The 16,365-nt window shown below is 63.2% G+C and carries 16 protein-coding genes, 1 tRNA gene, 1 rRNA gene and 1 pseudogene; 7 read left to right on the top strand and 12 right to left on the bottom strand.

The window, feature by feature from the left end:
* Nucleotides 1-342 (bottom strand): 16S ribosomal RNA (locus BBIA_RS01300); the annotation flags it as partial.
* 23 nt (nt 343-365) lie between these two features.
* Here BBIA_RS01300 and BBIA_RS14080 point away from each other — a divergent pair.
* The gene (locus tag BBIA_RS14080; protein WP_156103658.1) at nt 366-611 is read left to right on the top strand and encodes a hypothetical protein; all 246 of its coding nucleotides are present in this window, start codon (nt 366-368) and stop codon (nt 609-611) included.
* Nucleotides 612-1,114: 503 nt separating this feature from the next.
* On the opposite strand, the gene BBIA_RS01290 is transcribed toward BBIA_RS14080, so the two are convergent.
* Together BBIA_RS01290 and BBIA_RS01285 are read right to left on the bottom strand one after the other, a co-directional pair.
* Nucleotides 1,115-2,110, bottom strand: coding sequence for an NAD(P)H-dependent glycerol-3-phosphate dehydrogenase (locus BBIA_RS01290; protein WP_033496405.1), 996 nt, complete (start codon nt 2,108-2,110; stop codon nt 1,115-1,117).
* A 27-nt stretch (nt 2,111-2,137) separates the two neighbouring features.
* Nucleotides 2,138-3,030, bottom strand: a pseudogene (locus BBIA_RS01285) (lysophospholipid acyltransferase family protein).
* Nucleotides 3,031-3,318: 288 nt separating this feature from the next.
* On the opposite strand from BBIA_RS01285, the gene BBIA_RS01280 reads away from it, so the two are divergent.
* Nucleotides 3,319-3,969 (top strand): TetR/AcrR family transcriptional regulator, encoded by a 651-nt coding sequence (locus BBIA_RS01280; protein WP_033496401.1) that lies wholly within the window; start codon nt 3,319-3,321, stop codon nt 3,967-3,969.
* A 102-nt stretch (nt 3,970-4,071) separates the two neighbouring features.
* On the opposite strand, the gene BBIA_RS14075 is transcribed toward BBIA_RS01280, so the two are convergent.
* A complete protein-coding gene (locus tag BBIA_RS14075) occupies nt 4,072-4,215 on the bottom strand; it encodes a hypothetical protein (RefSeq protein WP_156103657.1) in 144 nt (47 codons plus the stop codon).
* A 101-nt stretch (nt 4,216-4,316) separates the two neighbouring features.
* Here BBIA_RS14075 and BBIA_RS01275 point away from each other — a divergent pair, with 101 nt between their 5' ends.
* Nucleotides 4,317-5,681 carry an MFS transporter gene (locus tag BBIA_RS01275; protein WP_081891799.1) on the top strand — a complete coding sequence of 455 codons (1,365 nt, stop codon included), beginning with the start codon at nt 4,317-4,319 and terminating at the stop codon, nt 5,679-5,681.
* A 224-nt stretch (nt 5,682-5,905) separates the two neighbouring features.
* Here the strand turns inward: BBIA_RS01275 and murA are convergent, their stop codons facing one another.
* Nucleotides 5,906-7,228, bottom strand: coding sequence for a UDP-N-acetylglucosamine 1-carboxyvinyltransferase (murA, locus tag BBIA_RS01270; protein ID WP_033496399.1), 1,323 nt, complete (start codon nt 7,226-7,228; stop codon nt 5,906-5,908).
* 306 nt (nt 7,229-7,534) lie between these two features.
* Between murA and BBIA_RS01265 the strand changes: the two genes are divergently transcribed.
* Nucleotides 7,535-8,095 (top strand): manganese efflux pump MntP, encoded by a 561-nt coding sequence (locus BBIA_RS01265; RefSeq protein ID WP_420796672.1) that lies wholly within the window; start codon nt 7,535-7,537, stop codon nt 8,093-8,095.
* Between the two features lie 46 nt (nt 8,096-8,141).
* Complete coding sequence (gene gluQRS / locus BBIA_RS01260; RefSeq protein ID WP_033496394.1) at nt 8,142-9,128, top strand: tRNA glutamyl-Q(34) synthetase GluQRS; 987 nt, start codon at nt 8,142-8,144, stop codon at nt 9,126-9,128.
* Nucleotides 9,129-9,163: 35 nt separating this feature from the next.
* On the opposite strand, the gene BBIA_RS01255 is transcribed toward gluQRS, so the two are convergent.
* The 7 genes from BBIA_RS01255 to rpsF all read right to left on the bottom strand — a co-directional run bounded on the left by BBIA_RS01255 (nt 9,164) and on the right by rpsF (nt 13,817).
* Nucleotides 9,164-10,249, bottom strand: coding sequence for a DUF3152 domain-containing protein (locus BBIA_RS01255; protein ID WP_238548395.1), 1,086 nt, complete (start codon nt 10,247-10,249; stop codon nt 9,164-9,166).
* 294 nt (nt 10,250-10,543) lie between these two features.
* On the bottom strand, nt 10,544-11,275 hold the full coding sequence (locus BBIA_RS01250; protein ID WP_033496392.1) for an MIP/aquaporin family protein: 732 nt from the start codon (nt 11,273-11,275) through the stop codon (nt 10,544-10,546).
* A 176-nt stretch (nt 11,276-11,451) separates the two neighbouring features.
* Nucleotides 11,452-11,525 (bottom strand) — tRNA-Lys (locus BBIA_RS01245).
* 448 nt (nt 11,526-11,973) lie between these two features.
* Nucleotides 11,974-12,420 carry a 50S ribosomal protein L9 gene (gene rplI / locus BBIA_RS01240; RefSeq protein ID WP_033496390.1) on the bottom strand — a complete coding sequence of 149 codons (447 nt, stop codon included), beginning with the start codon at nt 12,418-12,420 and terminating at the stop codon, nt 11,974-11,976.
* Nucleotides 12,421-12,438: 18 nt separating this feature from the next.
* Nucleotides 12,439-12,687: a 30S ribosomal protein S18 gene (rpsR, locus tag BBIA_RS01235; RefSeq protein WP_033496388.1), complete on the bottom strand. Its 249-nt coding sequence runs from the start codon at nt 12,685-12,687 to the stop codon at nt 12,439-12,441.
* 92 nt (nt 12,688-12,779) lie between these two features.
* Nucleotides 12,780-13,472: a single-stranded DNA-binding protein gene (locus BBIA_RS01230; protein ID WP_033496386.1), complete on the bottom strand. Its 693-nt coding sequence runs from the start codon at nt 13,470-13,472 to the stop codon at nt 12,780-12,782.
* A 48-nt stretch (nt 13,473-13,520) separates the two neighbouring features.
* On the bottom strand, nt 13,521-13,817 hold the full coding sequence (gene rpsF, locus BBIA_RS01225) for a 30S ribosomal protein S6 (protein ID WP_033496384.1): 297 nt from the start codon (nt 13,815-13,817) through the stop codon (nt 13,521-13,523).
* A gap of 199 nt (nt 13,818-14,016) precedes the next feature.
* Here rpsF and BBIA_RS01220 point away from each other — a divergent pair, with 199 nt between their 5' ends.
* Together BBIA_RS01220 and glf are read left to right on the top strand one after the other, a co-directional pair.
* Nucleotides 14,017-15,030: a ribose-phosphate diphosphokinase gene (locus tag BBIA_RS01220; RefSeq protein ID WP_033496382.1), complete on the top strand. Its 1,014-nt coding sequence runs from the start codon at nt 14,017-14,019 to the stop codon at nt 15,028-15,030.
* A gap of 145 nt (nt 15,031-15,175) precedes the next feature.
* On the top strand, nt 15,176-16,354 hold the full coding sequence (gene glf, locus BBIA_RS01215) for a UDP-galactopyranose mutase (protein ID WP_033496380.1): 1,179 nt from the start codon (nt 15,176-15,178) through the stop codon (nt 16,352-16,354).
* Nucleotides 16,355-16,365 lie beyond the last annotated feature (11 nt).

Below are 16,365 nucleotides of genomic sequence, written 5' to 3'. Positions count from 1 at the left end.
TAGGAGTCTGGGCCGTATCTCAGTCCCAATGTGGCCGGTCACCCTCTCAGGCCGCTACCCGTCGAAGCCTTGGTAAGCCATTACCTCACCAACAAGCTGATAGGACGCGACCCCATCCCATCACCGGTAAACCCTTTCCCACAATCGCATGCACTCATGTGGAACATTCGGCATTACCACCCGTTTCCAGGAGCTATTCCAAAGTACAGGGCAGGTCAGTCACGCATTACTCACCCGTTCGCCACTCTCACCAGAGTGCAAGCACTCCAGATCCCGTTCGACTTGCATGTGTTAAGCACGCCGCCAGCGTTCATCCTGAGCCAGAATCGAACCCTCCACAAAAAAACTTGCAAAGAGAACCAACAATGACTCTCATACATATTGACGGAACATCCTATAAGGAAGGACATTCACACAAAAACCTTGCCATCCATTACCTGCTCACACAGACCCACCACCACAAACAGCAGCAGGCGGACAACAAACTGGCAATCAAAACATTGACTCTAAAAAGTAGTACAAACACGCTCTTGAGTTCTCAAACCACCACCACACGATCAGTCCGCAACCCCAAAGAAGAGAACCACTCGCTGACCGGCAGCAAGAGATAAACATACACGACAACCCACAACCACGCAAACCAACAAACACAACAACACCCCAAAACCACTGAAAACACACGACTCCCTCGGCGTGTCGCAAACGCACCAAACCACGTCTACAACCATCCTAAACCCCAAAAACAACACCCAGATGAACAACACACAACCAATAGACGGCGTGTCACAACAGCTTCATCACGCAAAGCTCACGGGAATCCCGCGAAGCCCACCCGTCATCGCCAACGCAACCAAACCGCATAACCAGCACCCCGTAACCAGCACACAACCAAACGACACCGCCGTGCGTAGCGATACGCAACGCATACACGCGGAACATATGCGGAACGTATCCCACCCGCGCACATATACGCATAAACGAACAGGGTTCCGTCTCCAGCAAGACGAAACCCTGCATCAATTCCGATTCCCATACGCGTCATACATTGGCCACATCAGCGGCGATGCGCACAACGTAAGCGGCATGGACTACACCGGTAGCGACGATCAGACGATCACTCCTCGGTGATCTCCGAACCGAACAGCTCGGCGAGCATCTGCTGACAGGAAATGCCCTCCGACAGCACGCGGCTCATCGCAAACGCCAGCGGCGTCGGCACGCCGAGCTCGTCGCCGAGCGCAACGACCGCATCCGTCGTCGGCACGCCCTCGGCCACGCCGTTGCTCACGCGCGTCGCTTCCTCGACGGACAGGCCCTTGCCCAGATTCGAGCCGAACGTGTAGTTACGGCTCAGCGGCGAACCGCACGTTGCAATCAGATCGCCCACACCGGCGAGTCCGGCGAACGTCTTCGGATCGGCGCCGGCCGCCTGGCCGAGCGCGGTGAGTTCGGCCAGACCGCGGGTCTCGATCATCGCGGCCGTGTTCTCGCCGTAGCCCGCGCCGCGCGCCATGCCGACGGCGAGCGCGACCACGTTCTTCAGCGAGCCGCACATCTCCAGGCCGATCACGTCGGTGGTGACGAACGCCTTGAAATAGTCGGTGGTGCAGGCGGCGGCGACCTTGCGCGCATTGTCGATGTTCGCGCAGCCGACGACCGTGGCCGCGGGCTGACGGTCGGCGATCTCCTTGCTCAGGTTCGGGCCGGAAATGGCGGCGAACCGGTCAGCCGGCAGGTCGAGCGCCTCGCGCACGACTTCGTCCATGCGCTTGCTGGTGCCGCGTTCGATGCCCTTCATCAGGCTGACGACGATCGCGTCGGACGGGATGAGGCCCTTGAAGTCAGCAAGCGCGACGCGCGCGAACTGCGCAGCGATGGCGACGACGACGATTTCGGCGTCCTTGACGGATTCGGCGCGGTCGCCGGTGGCGGTCATATTGTCAGGCAGCTTCTCCACGGACGGCAGACGTACGCCGTTGTGGTGGTGGTCGCGGATGCCTTCGACGATTTCGGGCTCGCGCGCCCACATCGTCACGTTGTTGCCGGCGTCGGCCAGCACCTGGCCGAAAGCAGTACCCCATGCGCCCGCGCCCAGTACCGTTATGTTCATTACGTTGCTCCTTTGTTCCTGTTCCGTTCAGTCCTTGACACGCTTCATGGTGCGGTAGTCCCAGTAGCCGTCCGGCGCGGATTCACCGCGGATTTCGGCCATGATCTCGGTCATGCGCACGCGGATGCGGCGGGTGAGCTCGTCGGCGAGCGCAGCCGGCACACCGTCAATGCCCTCGGTCCAGTCGCCGCTGCCCTCCAACAGGTCCGCGTAGTCGAGCTGCGCGTCGTAGCACATGACGACGTTCTTGCGCGGCCACGGCCACCAGTGTTGATGCTGGCCGCGCCCCACGTCACCGCACAGAACAGCGGAACCTGGTGGCCGAGCCGGCGCGAGGCCTCGAGCGCGATCACGCCGACGCCGTTCTTCATGCTCATCGGCCATTTCTTCGGGTCTCGCGTCACGGTGCCTTCCGGCCAGACGGTGAGCGGACGGCCGGAGGTCAGGATTTCGATGGACGTTTCCTCGATCGCCTTGGCCTTGCCGCTGCGGCGCTGTACGGGCTGCATGCCGACAAGCTGGAACCATTTGCCGATGACGGGCCAATGGGCCATTTCGGCCTTGGCCATGTAGCGCGGGCGACGGCCCATGTGGAACAGGCTGGCCATCGGCACGAACACGTCGAACATGGTCACGTGCGTGGCGGCGGTGATGAACGGGCCGGTTTCGGGGATGTTGTCAAGTCCCCACGCGAGCGTTTTGCAGCTGGCGTTGAAGACGACGTCGACGCCCTTGAGCAGGCGCGCGGTGCCTTTGGGATGCTGCGCGTCAATTTCGGCCTGGTTGATGCGCCGGTTCGGCCCGGTCGGCAGGTCACGCATCGGGTCGACCAGATGGTGCGCCTTTGCCAGTTTCGTCACCTGCGCGTCGGAGAGCGGCTTGACCGCGGAGCGCGGTGACGGTTTTCCTTTGGATGCCATGCGCCCCATTGTACTGATGATTGTGTTCAGCGAATCGTGCTCAATAGGAAAAGTGTGAGGATCGCCCGGTCCGAATCGAACATATGACTCTCGCCGGCGTTGCGATTCCAACGGTTCTTAGGATGTTCAATTGAGCGGTATTGTGCGTTTGGCTCGCACTGTTCTTATCGAGAATGGTTCACTGAACAGCGAACGGGAAACCGACGACACACACCCCTTTTACATACCGACCGTTGGTATGTAAAATGCCGCAATATCGTCTGGACAGACGGGCATAGGGAGGCACACATGGCACGCAACGCGCACCCGGAAGTCACCGAGCGACGCATCCTTGACGCCGCGCGCGAGCTGTTCGCGGAGCAGGGCTACGAGAAGACAACCATCCAGGACATCGTCAACCGCCTCGGCGACCTGTCGAAAGGCGCGATCTACCACCACTTCAAGTCGAAGGACGCGATTCTGGAACGGCTCAGCGACGACGACTGGGCCGCATATCGGAATCTGAAGGAACAGATGGACGCGCGCGACGATCTGACCGGACTGGAGAAGATCCGACTGCTGTTCTCCACATCGATGAACAGTCTCGAACACCTGAACCTCGCGCGCGAGACGATGCCGTTTCTCGATGATCCGGCGACGCTCGCCTCGAATCTGCAGTTCTGGTCAACCAAGCTGCCGGAGTTCCTCCGCTCGCTGATCGACGAGGGCGTGCGCGACGGTTCGATGCCGACCGAATACCCGGCAGAAGTCGCGCAGCTACTGGCGCTGTTGTGCAACTACTGGCTGATGCCGCACTTCTACCCCGCCACCCGCGGAGAGATGGAGCGTCGCGTGCGATGCCTGCGCACGATGCTCGACGCGGTCGGCGCGCCGGTATTCGACGACGATCTCGAACAGCAGACGATCGATGGCATGATGCACGTCGCGCGAACGCAGTAGCCGACACGCAATACGGCCGGCAGCCAGCATTCCGACAGTCGGCCCGGCAGGCAAGGCGACAGCCGACACCAGCAATCAGACGGCACGGCCGGCGGCATCGTTTCATGGCGGCGGCCGCCGGCGGAACATCACCGGTACGGCGTTCACTGTCGCATCAGCAACGACATCCGCCATCGCAACAGCAAAGGACATTCCAGCAATCATGCGCAATCCATCAGCGGTCGTCAATGCAACGGTTTTATTCATACCGTCGGTCGGTATGAATAATCGAGCACCGCCATCAACGCATCCACGCATCAGCGCAACCGCGGCAGTGCAACCAGCAACGCAAGAAAGGAACCATCATCATGACCCATCCAACCGAATCGCGGCAGCAGCCCGCATCATCAGCATCAACGTCCCTCCCGACGTCCCCTACGCTCCCGCACGGCAACGCTCCGGACGGCACACCCGCAGCCAATACGAAAAGCTCGCCCGACGGCACGGTCTCCCCGCTCAAATCGCGCGACTTCGCGCTGCTCATCGCCGGTCAGGGCATCTCCCTGTTCGGCGACGCGACGCTCAGCTTCGCCATGGCGATGTGGGTGCTCGATCGCACCGGCTCCGCCACCGTCTTCGCGTCGATCCTAGCCGCGGCGGTCGTGCCGACCATCGTCTGCTCGCCGTTCGGAGGCGTGCTCGCGGACCGCATGAACCGCCGCACCATCATGGTCGCACTGGACGCGGGCCGCGCAGCCATCGTGGCAGTCAGCGCAATCGTGTTCGCGACGGCAGGCTTCAGCATCGCCGCCGTCGCGGTCATGCAGATTCTGCTCGCCGTGCTCGAGGCGTTCGAAACGCCGACCGTGCAGGCCGCGATTCCGCAAATGTACCGCCGCTACGGTGAGGAGACCGTACGGCAGGCCACGGCCGTGACCAATCAGGTGCAGATGCTCTGCAACCTGCTGCCGAGCTTTCTCGGCGGCGTGCTGTACTCGGCGCTCGGCATTCGTGCGATGATGCTGATCGCCGTGGTCAGTTTCGCGGCGGCGGCCGTGCTCGAACGGTTCATCCGGCTCGGCGCGCCGGAACGCGACGGCGAACTGCCCTCGCCGTTCGACGATTTCAAGGCCGGACTCCGATTCCTGCTGCGCGACCGGCCGAACGTGTTTAAGCTGGCGCTATTCGCGGCCGGGCTGAACTTCGTGATCATCGGATATTCGAACGTCGGCGTCGCGTACACGATCCGCACCGTGCTGGGATTCGACGCGACCGTGTACGGCGTGGCCGACGGCATGGTTGGCGTGGCGGGAGTCGCCGGGGCGATCATCGCCGGAATGTTCGCCGCGAAGCTGTCGATGGACCGTATGCCGGCCGCGCTCGTCGCGTTCACACTGACGCTGCTGCCGCAAGGACTGGTGTTCCTGCTGCCGGTCGGCGCATGGACGAAGCTCGCGGTGATGGTCGCGTTCGAATGCGCGTCGATGATCTGCTGCTGCTTCACGAACCTGATCGCCGCGCCGGCGATTCAGATGAGCACGCCGGAAGCGATGACTGGCAAGGTGATGTCGATCTTCGGCGCGCTGTGCATCTGCGCACAGCCGCTCGGACAGATGACGTACGGCTGGACGTACGACCGGTTCCCGGTCGCGGCGATCCTGCTCGTCACGACCGCGGCGTGCGGTCTGGTCACGGCCATGATGACGCCGTTCTCGCGCCGGTTCGATGAGTAGCGGCTTGCCTCGCACGACGGTCACGCACGACATCGCACGACGTCACGATGGTCGCACGCAATCATCGCATGCGACTGTCGCGTCCGATCCAACGCACGCAATCATCGCGCGCAGCGGATCATGCAATCGTGCATAACGAAACGGCCGACACCCGTACCATACGGATGCCGGCCGTCAGCCGATCAGCCAGCCAAAACTATTGGCCGCGATCAGTCAATCAGCGATCAGTCAAAGTCCGCGCCGAGCGCCTCGAGCTTGCCGCGGAAGTCCGCGTAACCGCGGTCGATGAGCGAAATGCCGTGCACGTCGGACGGACCGGACGCGGCGAGCGCCGCGATCAGGTGCGAGAATCCGCCGCGCAGATCCGGCACGTCGATGTCGCGGCCGGTCAGCGGCGTCGGTCCGAAGATCACGGCCGAATGCTTGTAGTTGCGCTGTTGGAAGCGGCACGGCAGCGAGCCGAGGCATTCGCGGTACAGCTGGATCGTCGCGCCCATCTGCACGAGCGGCTTGGTGAAGCCGAAACGGTTCTCATACACGGTTTCGTGCACGATCGACAGGCCGTTCGCCTGCGTGAGCGCCACGACCAGCGGCTGCTGCCAGTCGGTCATGAAGCCGGGGTGCACGTCCGTTTCGATGGCGACCGGGTGCAGGTCGCCGCCCGGATGCCAGAAGCGGATGCCCTTGTCAGTGACTTCGAATTTGCCGCCGACCTTGCGGAACACGTTGAGGAACGTGATCATTTCCGGCTGGGTCGCGCCCTTGACGAAAATGTCGCCGTGCGTGGCGAGCGCGGCGGACGCCCAGCTCGCGGCCTCGATGCGGTCAGTGAGCGACGTGTGCGTGTAGCCGGACAGTTCCTTGACGCCTTCGATGCGGAACGTACGGTCGACGTCCACGGAAATGATCGCGCCCATCTTCTGCAGCACGCAGACCAGGTCCATGATTTCCGGCTCGGTCGCGGCGCCCGACAGCTCGGTCTTGCCTTCGGCGAGCACGGCAGCGAGCAGCGTCTGCTCGGTCGCGCCGACGGACGGATACGGCAGGTGGATCTTCGCGCCGTGCAGGCCGTTCGGCGCGGTGATGTGGATGCCGTCCTTGTGCTCCTTGTCGACCGTCGCGCCGAGCTTGCGCAGCGTTTCGAGATGGAAGTCGATCGGACGGCCGCCGATGTTGCAGCCGCCGAGCGCGGGGATGAACGCCTCGCCCAGACGATGCACGAGCGGGCCGGAGAAGAGGATCGGGATACGGGACGAGCCGGAGAGCGTGTCCACGTCAGCCACGTCGGCGAGCTGGACATGCGACGCGTCGATCGTGACGATGCCGTTCGCGCCGTCCACGTCGACCTCGACGCCGTGCAAGCGCAGCAGATCGGACACGACGTGCACGTCGCGGATTTCGGGCACGTTCTTGAGCACGGACTTGCCGGGCGCGAGCAGTGCGGCGACCATGGCCTTGCTGACGAAATTCTTCGCGCCGCGCACCTTGATCGTGCCGTTCAGCGGCTTGCCGCCCTCGACGTGCAGGACGTCTTCCTCCGGATTCATGGCCACGCTAACCTCTTTCAGATGCTGGTGATGCTTGGAACGCTCACTTGCGGAAAACAACTACTGATAGTTTGCCACAAGGTGTGTGGTGACGCGGTGAAAGCGCGGCAAAGCCACTCGCAGAGCGGAAACGGTGTATAGTGGTACCTCGTAATTGACGACACGCGAACAGCATTCGCTTGGATTCAAAGCCCGGCTGGTTGGCTTGGCAGTTCAATGTCGGTACCCCTAGGCGTAGGCGGGTGAGAGTCCCGTCGAGGCCCATCCCGTGGGGAGACCGGCGGGATGAACCTTCGTAATACCAGTATGTTGCAGACATTTCTCATTGCCGTTTCCGTTTCCATGGACGCCTTTGCCGTTTCGATCGGCAAGGGGCTCACCGTGCGCAAGCTGCGTCACGTCGACGCGCTCAAGACGGCGCTGTGGTTCGGCGGATTCCAGGCGCTGTTCCCGTTGCTCGGCTTCTTCTTCGCTTCCACGTTCTCCCACTACGTGACTGCCGTCGACCATTGGATCATTTTCGCGCTGCTCGCGTTCATCGGCGGCAACATGATCCGCGAGGCGTTCGAGGAGGACGAGGAGAACGCGAAGGAAACCGCGGAATTCGACTGGAAACACATGCTGCCGCTCGCCGTGGCGTGCAGCATCGACGCGTTTGCCGTGGGTGTGAGCTTCGCGTTCATGAAGGTGAACGTGTGGTCGTCGGTGCTTACGATCGGCGTCACCACGGGCGCGTTCTCGGCGGCGGGCCTGTATATCGGCCGCATGTTCGGCTCGCGCTGGCAAAAGCCCGCGCAGATCGCCGGCGGCGTGGTGCTGGTGCTGATCGGCCTCAAGGTGCTGCTCGAGCATCTCGGCGTGCTGTGAGACGCATGATGAGACGACACATAGCGCAACGTGGGGAAATCGCAGTATGACCGGCCGTTTCGCCCCCACCCCGTCCGGCCGCATGCACATCGGCAACATCTATGCGATGTTCGGCGCGTGGCTTTCCGCCTCCAGCCGCGGCGACGGCGTGATCCTGCGCATCGAGGACATCGACCGTCCGCGCGTGCGCCCGGACGCCGACCGTTGGATCATGGACGATCTGCACTGGCTCGGCCTTGACTGGACCGGCGAGCCGGTGTACCAGTCGCAGCGGCTCGACCGGTACGAGGAGGCGCTGCGCGTGCTGCGCGACGCCGATCTCGTCTACCCATGCTTCTGTTCGCGTGCGGATATCCGCGCCGCGTCCGCGCCACAAGAGGGCGACGGATTCGTGGTGTATCCGGGCACCTGCCGCCGACTGTGGCAGGCCGATCCAGACGAATCCTGGCGTCGGGCGGACGCGGGCGCGCGCCATTCGCTGCGTCTGGTCGCGCCCGACGTCAGCGTCGCGTTCAACGATCGCGTGTTCGGCGCGCAGTCGTTCAATCTGGCCCGCGATTTGGGCGATACGGTGATGCGCCGCGCGGACGGTCTGTTTGCGTACCAGCTTGCGGTGACCGTCGACGATCTGGACATGGGCGTCACCGACATCGTGCGCGGGCGCGATCTGCTGCGTTCGACCGCGTTGCAGCTGTACATCCGCGATCGGCTGGTCTCGCTCGGATTCGGCTCGGCGGGCGGCGAGCGCAACGACGTTCCCTCGTTCGCGCATCTGCCGCTGATCGACAATGCAGCCGGCCGGCGGCTGGCCAAACGCGAACGTTCGCTGGACATGGGCACGCTGCGTGGCGAGGGGCTCTCCCCCGAACAGATCATCGGCTACTGCGCACGGTTGCTGGGATTGTCCGACGCGTCCGCCAACGACGCGGACGACCCGTTCGGCACGCCCATGAGCCTTGACGAGGCGCTGGAACGGTTCTCGTGGAATCGAGTCCGCTCGAATCTCGCCGATCGCCGCACCGAACTCGGCTAGCCAGGCGCGTCGGTCGGCCGCGTCGGTCGGCCGCGTCAGCCGATCCACAGTTCGCCGTCGAGCGGCCACTCGTTGGGCGTGCAACCGTCGAGATGCATGGATTGCTGCAGCATGAGCGGCGCCGGCTGGCCGCTGCCGGCGCAGGCCGTTTCGTTGTCGTAGTGGCCGAGCCGGTGGCCGACCTCGTGGTTAACGACCATTTCGCGGTAGCGCGCGAGCGTACCGCCCGACTTCAGCCAGTCTTCCGCGCCGCCGTTCCAACGGTCGAGGTTGATGATGACCTGATTGTCCACGCGGCAGCTGTACGCGTCCGAACAGCCGGCGGAAAACCCGGACATGTACTGCGCTTCGGACAGGATGAGCGTCATGTCGGCGTTCGCGCAGTCGTCGCCGTCGAGGCGCTCGAACGTCGCGCCGGCGCGCGGCCAGCCCTTCGCGTTGTTGAGCGTGCGGAACACGGTGTTGGCGAACGCGGTCGTGCTGCCGACGTCGCCCTTGGTTTCCAGACAGTACGTGAACGTTTGCGGCGTGTTGCCGCTGGAGGCCGCCGTCGATTGCGCGTCCTGCAGAATGGTATTGCGTTCGGCGTCGCTGAGCGGTTTAGCCGACGCGTCGGATTTCAGCGTTGCGGCGATGTCCGCGGCCTGCGGGTCGGCTTTTGCTGCGGCTTGGGACTTGCCGCTGCCCGCGTTCGACCCGGACGACGACGTGCCGGGCTGCTTGCTGGATTTGCGGTTCGCGGTCGCATCCGCCGACTGCGACGACAATGCGCCGGATTGCGCGCGCACCCGTTCCAGTGTGCCGCCGGCGACGACGGTGGACCAGACCACGGCCGCGATGAACACGACGATCAATGCGGCGGCGATCACACGGCGGATCACGTACTTGGGTTCCCGGCTGAATCTGCCGGCAAAGCGTCGGACAAGCGCGATTCCCGGGCCGAACGCCCCGTGCGATTCCCGCCGATCGGCGCCGCCTGCAGGGACTGGGCCGGGATTGTCGGGCGTATCAGCGTTTCCGGTGCGCTTGGCGTTGCCGGCCTTGCCCGGGAACGATGTTTGCCTCCCACCCGCCATATCTGACGATCGCGTTTCGCGACTGGATTCAGTGAAACGCGACATGGTTTCCTCCTCGCTCCGTCATCCGTGGGGTGTCCGGACGACGACCGTTTCCCGCACTCCGTTGGCGGGCATGATGATGCAGCCGCTACGGGCCGATGCGCTCAGTATAGGCCGCCCCGCGCCCATGCAGCGGGCCGGCGCTGCGGGCGGACGACCGGAACACGGCGTGCGCCTGGGCACCTCGATCGTCGGGATACCAGGAGCATACGGAAAGGCCCGCTCCGGGAACAACCGGGAGCGGGCCTTGTGCAGGTCGGCTGTCGTGCACTGCCGACCGAAGATGAGGCATGGAGATCAGGCGAAGAAGGCGTTGAACAGCCAGGCGCCGATGATCGCGCCCACGATCGGGGCGACGACCGGGATCCACGCTTCGTTCCAACGCGAGGTGCCCTTGGACGGGATCGGCAGGATGGCGTGCAGGAGTCGCGGCATGAGGTCGCGGGCCGGGTTCAGGCCAGGGCCGGTCGGGCCACCCATGGAGGTGACGAGGCCCCACACGATGAAGCCGACAACGATCGCGGCCGCGGCCGGATCCTTCTCGCCCCACGGGTCCATCAGGCAGCACAGCGCACCGAAGACGAGCACGAGCGTGCCGAACATCTCGTTGAGGAAGTAGTTGAGCTTCTTGTTGTCCGCGTCGGTGGTGCAGAAGGTCGCGAGGATCGCCTCAGCGTCCTCGGTGTCCTTGTAGTGCGGGTAGTAGGTCAGGTAGACGATGAACTGGCCGAGTGCCGCGCCGAGCAGCTGCGCGATGATGTACGGCAGCACCTCGTTCCACGGGAACATGCCGTTGATGGCCTGGGCGAGGGTCATGGCCGGGTTGATGTGCGCGCCGGAGACCGCGCCGAACATGAGCACCGGGAACATGACGCCGAAGCCGTAGCCCATGGCGATGTTCAGCCAGCCGGCGTGGTGGCCCTTGGTGTTCTTGAGCTCGACGTTGGCGACGGAGCCGTTGCCGAAGATCATGAGGATGGCAGTGCCGAAGAACTCGGCGGCCAGCTTGGTAAAGAGGGAGTATTCCACTGCTTCTTCTTTTCTTCTTGTCCTGTTGGATGGTCTATTGAAGATGACGTGACGCCGGCGCGAATGCGCCAAGCAAACTAGACAAGTGTACGCCGAGGGCTGAACCGGGACCGCATGGCGAACGACGAGGGCTGGACACGAAAAAGGCCGGAATCTTTCGATTCCGGCCTTGACCGTGCCCCCGCAGGGATTCGAACCCTGGACACGCTGATTAAGAGTCAGCTGCTCTAACCAACTGAGCTACAGGGGCATTGGTTAGATGTTGAAGTGTTCCTTGCAACGAGTGATAAATATACACGATCTCAGCGCGAGCGCAACTTACGGCGTGTCGCCTTTGTTTTCAAGGGTTTTGAAATCAGCTCCAAACCACTGCCCCACACCCGTGCCATCCCCTGCATCACACACGATCCGCATATTCACATTTCCATCACACTTTTGTCTGTCTTCGGCATCATCCGACGGCAACAACGTCATTGCGTGCGCACGATCGGACGAATCGCGCGCACATAGTGGCGTTTCGGACCACCTGATCGTCATTGTATGCGCGCACGTCACGCGATCACGCGCGCAATGACGATCAGATCGCCCGTGAATACGAAAAAGCCCCGCCGGACGGAAACCGCCTGACGGGGCAATGCTTAAGCTCAGACTTTATGGAGTCTGGATGATTCCGACGGAACGAATCCGCCGGAACGGGGTCACTCGGCGACGACCTTCACGAAGAAGGAAGCCGTGATCTCCGGGTGCAGAGCAACCTTGGCCGGGAAGTCGCCGGTGGTCTTGATCGGCTCAACCTCGATGTTCTTCGGGTTGACGGCGGCCTTGTCGGACAGGGCGATCGCGATCTTGTCGGCGGAGATGCCACCGAACAGCTTGCCGGACTCGGAAACCTTGGCGGCGATCTCAACGGTGGTGCCCTCGATGAGCTCCTTGGCAGCAACGGCCTCTTCGCGGGTGGCGACGGCCTTGGCCAGACGGGCGCGCTTCATCGCCTCGACCTGAGCGGCAGCACCCTTGGTCCACGCGAAGGCGAGGCCCTGTGGGAACAGGTAGTTGCGGGCGTAGCCGGACTTCACCTCGACGACGTCACCGGAGTGACCGAGGTTGGCAACGGTAGCGGTGAGAATAACCTTGGTATCAGCCATGTTCCTTTACCTCCTCAATCAGCGGCCGGAAGTGGCGTACGGCAGCAGAGCCATCTCGCGGGCGTTCTTGATCGCCTTCGAGATCTCGCGCTGCTCCTGGACGGTGACGCCGGTGATGCGACGGGAACGGATCTTGCCGCGATCGGAGATGAACTTGCGCAGCAGCGCAACATCCTTGTAGTCGATCGTGGTGATCTTGGCAGCCTTCAGCGGGTTCGGCTTCTTCTTGAACGGCTTGACCGGCGGCTGCGGCCTCTTGCGTGACATGATGTTCTCCTTAAAAACTGTGTTGTTGTTCGCTTGGTAAGCGGTATGCAAACGCCGTACGGCGGTTTGCTCGCGGGATCCGGAAGGCCGGATCAGAACTCGGGCTCGTCGGACGATCCGCCGAAATCGGTGGAACCACCGAAATCGGAGCTTCCGCCGAACGACGAGAATCCGCCGTTCGAAGAATCGGAGGATCCCCACGGATCGGCTGCAGGCTGCTGGGGCTGGGCATGAGGGGCCGCGGCCGGCTGCTGCATGGCGGACGCGCCACCGGAGTAGCCTGCGCCACCCTGATAGCCGCCGTTGTTGCCGGCATATCCGGCACCACCGGAATAGCCACCATTACCGCCGAAACCGTTGTTGCCGGCGTTCTGTCCGCCGAATCCGCCCTGGCCTCGGCCGGCGAATCCGCCCTGACCGCCAGAAATGCGGTTCACCTGGGCGGTGGCGTAGCGCAGCGACGGGCCGATCTCGTCGACCTGCATCTCCACCACGGTGCGGGTGGAGCCGTCCTGCGCCTGATAGGAACGCTGCTGCAAACGGCCCTGAGCGATCACGCGCATGCCCTTGGTCAGGGTCTGGGCGCAGTGATCGGCCAGATCACGCCATGCGGAGCAGCGCATGAACAGCGCCTGACCATCCTCAAACTGGTTGGTCTGACGGTTCCAGGTGCGCGGCGTCGAGGCGATGGTGAAGCTCGCGACGTTGGCGCCGGAGCCGATGGTACGCAGCTCAGGATCGGCGGTGAGATTGCCAATCACGGTGATAATCGTTTCGCCTGCCATGACGTTACCTTCTTACCTTGCGATTCAGCGATATCGCTGAGGGAAAGCTTACTTGGCGTCCTTACGAAGGATCTTCGTACGGATCACGGACTCGTTGAGGTTCAGCACGCGGTCGAGCTCGTCGCTGACGGCCGGCTCGCAGGTGTAGTTCACCACGACGTAGTTGCCTTCGGTCTTGCCGGCAATCTCGTAAGCGAGCTTGCGACGTCCCCAAATATCGGTGTTCTCAACGGAACCACCTTCCTTGGTGACGAGTTCCAGATACTGCTCGGTCAGCTTCTTCAGACCGCGCTCATCCAGCTCGGGATCGGCAATGAACATCAGTTCGTACTTATGCGCAGACATCACCCACCTCCTTCGGACTATTCGGCCACGGACGTTCCGCGGCAGGAGTGTGTATACGCGCTGCCCGCGCGTGCGGGCAACCTGTACAGAGTATCCCCACGCTCAGACAGCGTCTTCCGCGCGGGGTGTCGACTCCATGCACGTTGTTATATTGGAATGTGGCTTAAATTTACCCGTTGGAGCAATTGGAAGGCGGATCATGTCGGCGATTCTCGAAGGCACACCGGATAAGCGACTTGTGCTGGTCACGGGCCGCGCATACCCCGAACTGGCGGACGAGGTCGCCTCGTGTCTGGGCACCGAAGTGCTCGAGACCACGGCGTACGACTTCGCGAACGGCGAGATGTACATTCGTTACACCGAGCCGGTGCGCGGCGCGGACGCGTTCATTCTGCAGTGCCACACCGAACCGATCAACAAGTGGATCATGGAGCAGCTCATCATGATCGACGCGATGAAGCGCGCATCGGCACGCTCCATCACCGTGGTCGCGCCGTTCCTCGGCTATTCGCGCCAGGACAAGAAGCATCTCGGCCGCGAGCCCATCACCGCGCGCCTGATCTTCGACCTGTTCCGCGCCGCCGGCGCCGACCGCATGATGACGGTCGACCTGCACGCCACGCAGGAACAGGGCTTCTTCGACGGCCCGGTCGACCATCTGACCGCCACGCCGATCCTGCTCGACTACGTGCGCAACAACGTGCCGATGGAGAAGGCGACCATCGTCTCCCCGGACGCGGGCCGTATCAAGGTCTCCGAACGCTGGGCGGCCAAGCTCGGCAACCTGCCGCTGGCCTTCATCCACAAGACGCGCGACACAACGCGCCCGAACCACGCGACCGCGCACGGCATCATCGGCGAGGTCGAGGGCCGCGACTGCGTCGTCGTCGACGACATGATCGACACCGCGGGCACGATCTGCGAGGCGGTGCGCACGCTGCGCAACGCCGGCGCCGCATCGGTGACGCTCGTCGCCACGCACGGCCTGCTGTCGGGACCGGCGACGGAACGTCTGCGCGACTGCGGCGCACGCGAGATCATCGTGACGAACACCGTGCCGGTGCCGGACGCGAAGCGACTGCCGAACATGACCGTGCTGTCCGTCGCGCCGCTGCTGGCCGCGGGCATCCGCTCCGTGTTCGAATCCCGCTCGGTCACGCACCTGCTGGAAGGTCTGCCGGCCGACATGCGTCCGCGCAACATCTACGCCTGATCGGCGTTCCGCATTATCCGCGGCGCGCGAACGATCATCGGTGACGGAGGCGGCCCCCGCAATGGGGGCCGCCTCCGCGCGTATAGCCCCCGTGCGTTAGTCTGGGATACCGAAAACGGCACATTTTGCATGGAAGGTTTGTACGATGGCGGAAAACGTGCAGTATCCGGATCTGGTGATCGTGGGCGCGGGCCTGTTCGGTCTGACCGTGGCGCAGCAGGCGGTCGAGCGCGCGGGGGCGCGCGTGCACATCATCGACGTGCGCGACCACATCGGCGGCAACGCGTACAGCTATTTCGACAAGGAGACGGGCGCGGAGATTCACAAGTACGGCGCCCACCTGTTCCACACGTCCAACAAGCGCGTGTGGGACTACGTCAACCGCTTCACCGAGTTCACGAACTACGTGCACCGCGTCTACGCAACGCACGACGGCGTGGTCTATCCGCTGCCGATCAATCTTGGCACGATCAACCAGTTCTTCGGCGCGTCCTACACGCCGGACGAGGCGCGCAAGCTCATCGAGGAGCAGGCGGGCGAACTGGCCGGCACCGATCCGCAGAACCTCAACGATAAGGGCATTCAGCTGATCGGCCGCCCGCTGTACGAGGCGTTCATCAAGAACTACACCGGCAAGCAGTGGCAGACCGATCCGGCCGAGCTGCCGGCCGACATCATCAAGCGCCTGCCGGTGCGCTTCAACTACGACAACCGCTACTTCAAAGACACGTGGGAGGGGCTGCCGAAGGACGGCTACACCGCGTGGATGGAACGCATGATCGACGACCCGCGCATCACCGTGTCGCTGGGCGTGGATTTCTTCGACGAGTCGCAGCCGTACAACAAGAAGGCGCTGCTCGCTGCCGGCGTGCCGGTCGTGTACACCGGCCCGGTCGACCGCTACTTCGACTACGAGCTGGGCGATCTCAAGTGGCGCACGGTCGACTTCAAGGAAGTGCGCTACGACGAGGACGACCACTTCGGCTGCCCGGTGATGAACTACTCCGACGCGGACGTGCCGTACACCCGCGCGATCGAGTTCAAGAACTTCAACCCGGAGCGCTACGACTCGCAGAACCACTCCAAGACCGTGGTGTGGGAGGAGTACTCGCGCTTCGCCGAGCGCGGCGACGAGCCGTACTATCCGATCAACACCGACGAGGACAAGGCGCTGTACGCCCGTTACGCCGAGAAGGCCGCGGCCGAGCCGAAGGTCGTGTTCGGCGGCCGCCTCGGCACATACAAGTACTACGACATGCACAACGTGATCGACACGGCGCTCACCGCGTTCGATGAGCAGGTGCTCCCGCTCATCGCGAAGTAGGCCGGGACGCA

The organism is Bifidobacterium biavatii DSM 23969 (assembly GCF_000741165.1).
Classification (GTDB): Bacteria; Actinomycetota; Actinomycetes; order Actinomycetales; family Bifidobacteriaceae; genus Bifidobacterium; species Bifidobacterium biavatii.
This window is presented reverse-complemented; position numbering and strand designations above follow the sequence as displayed.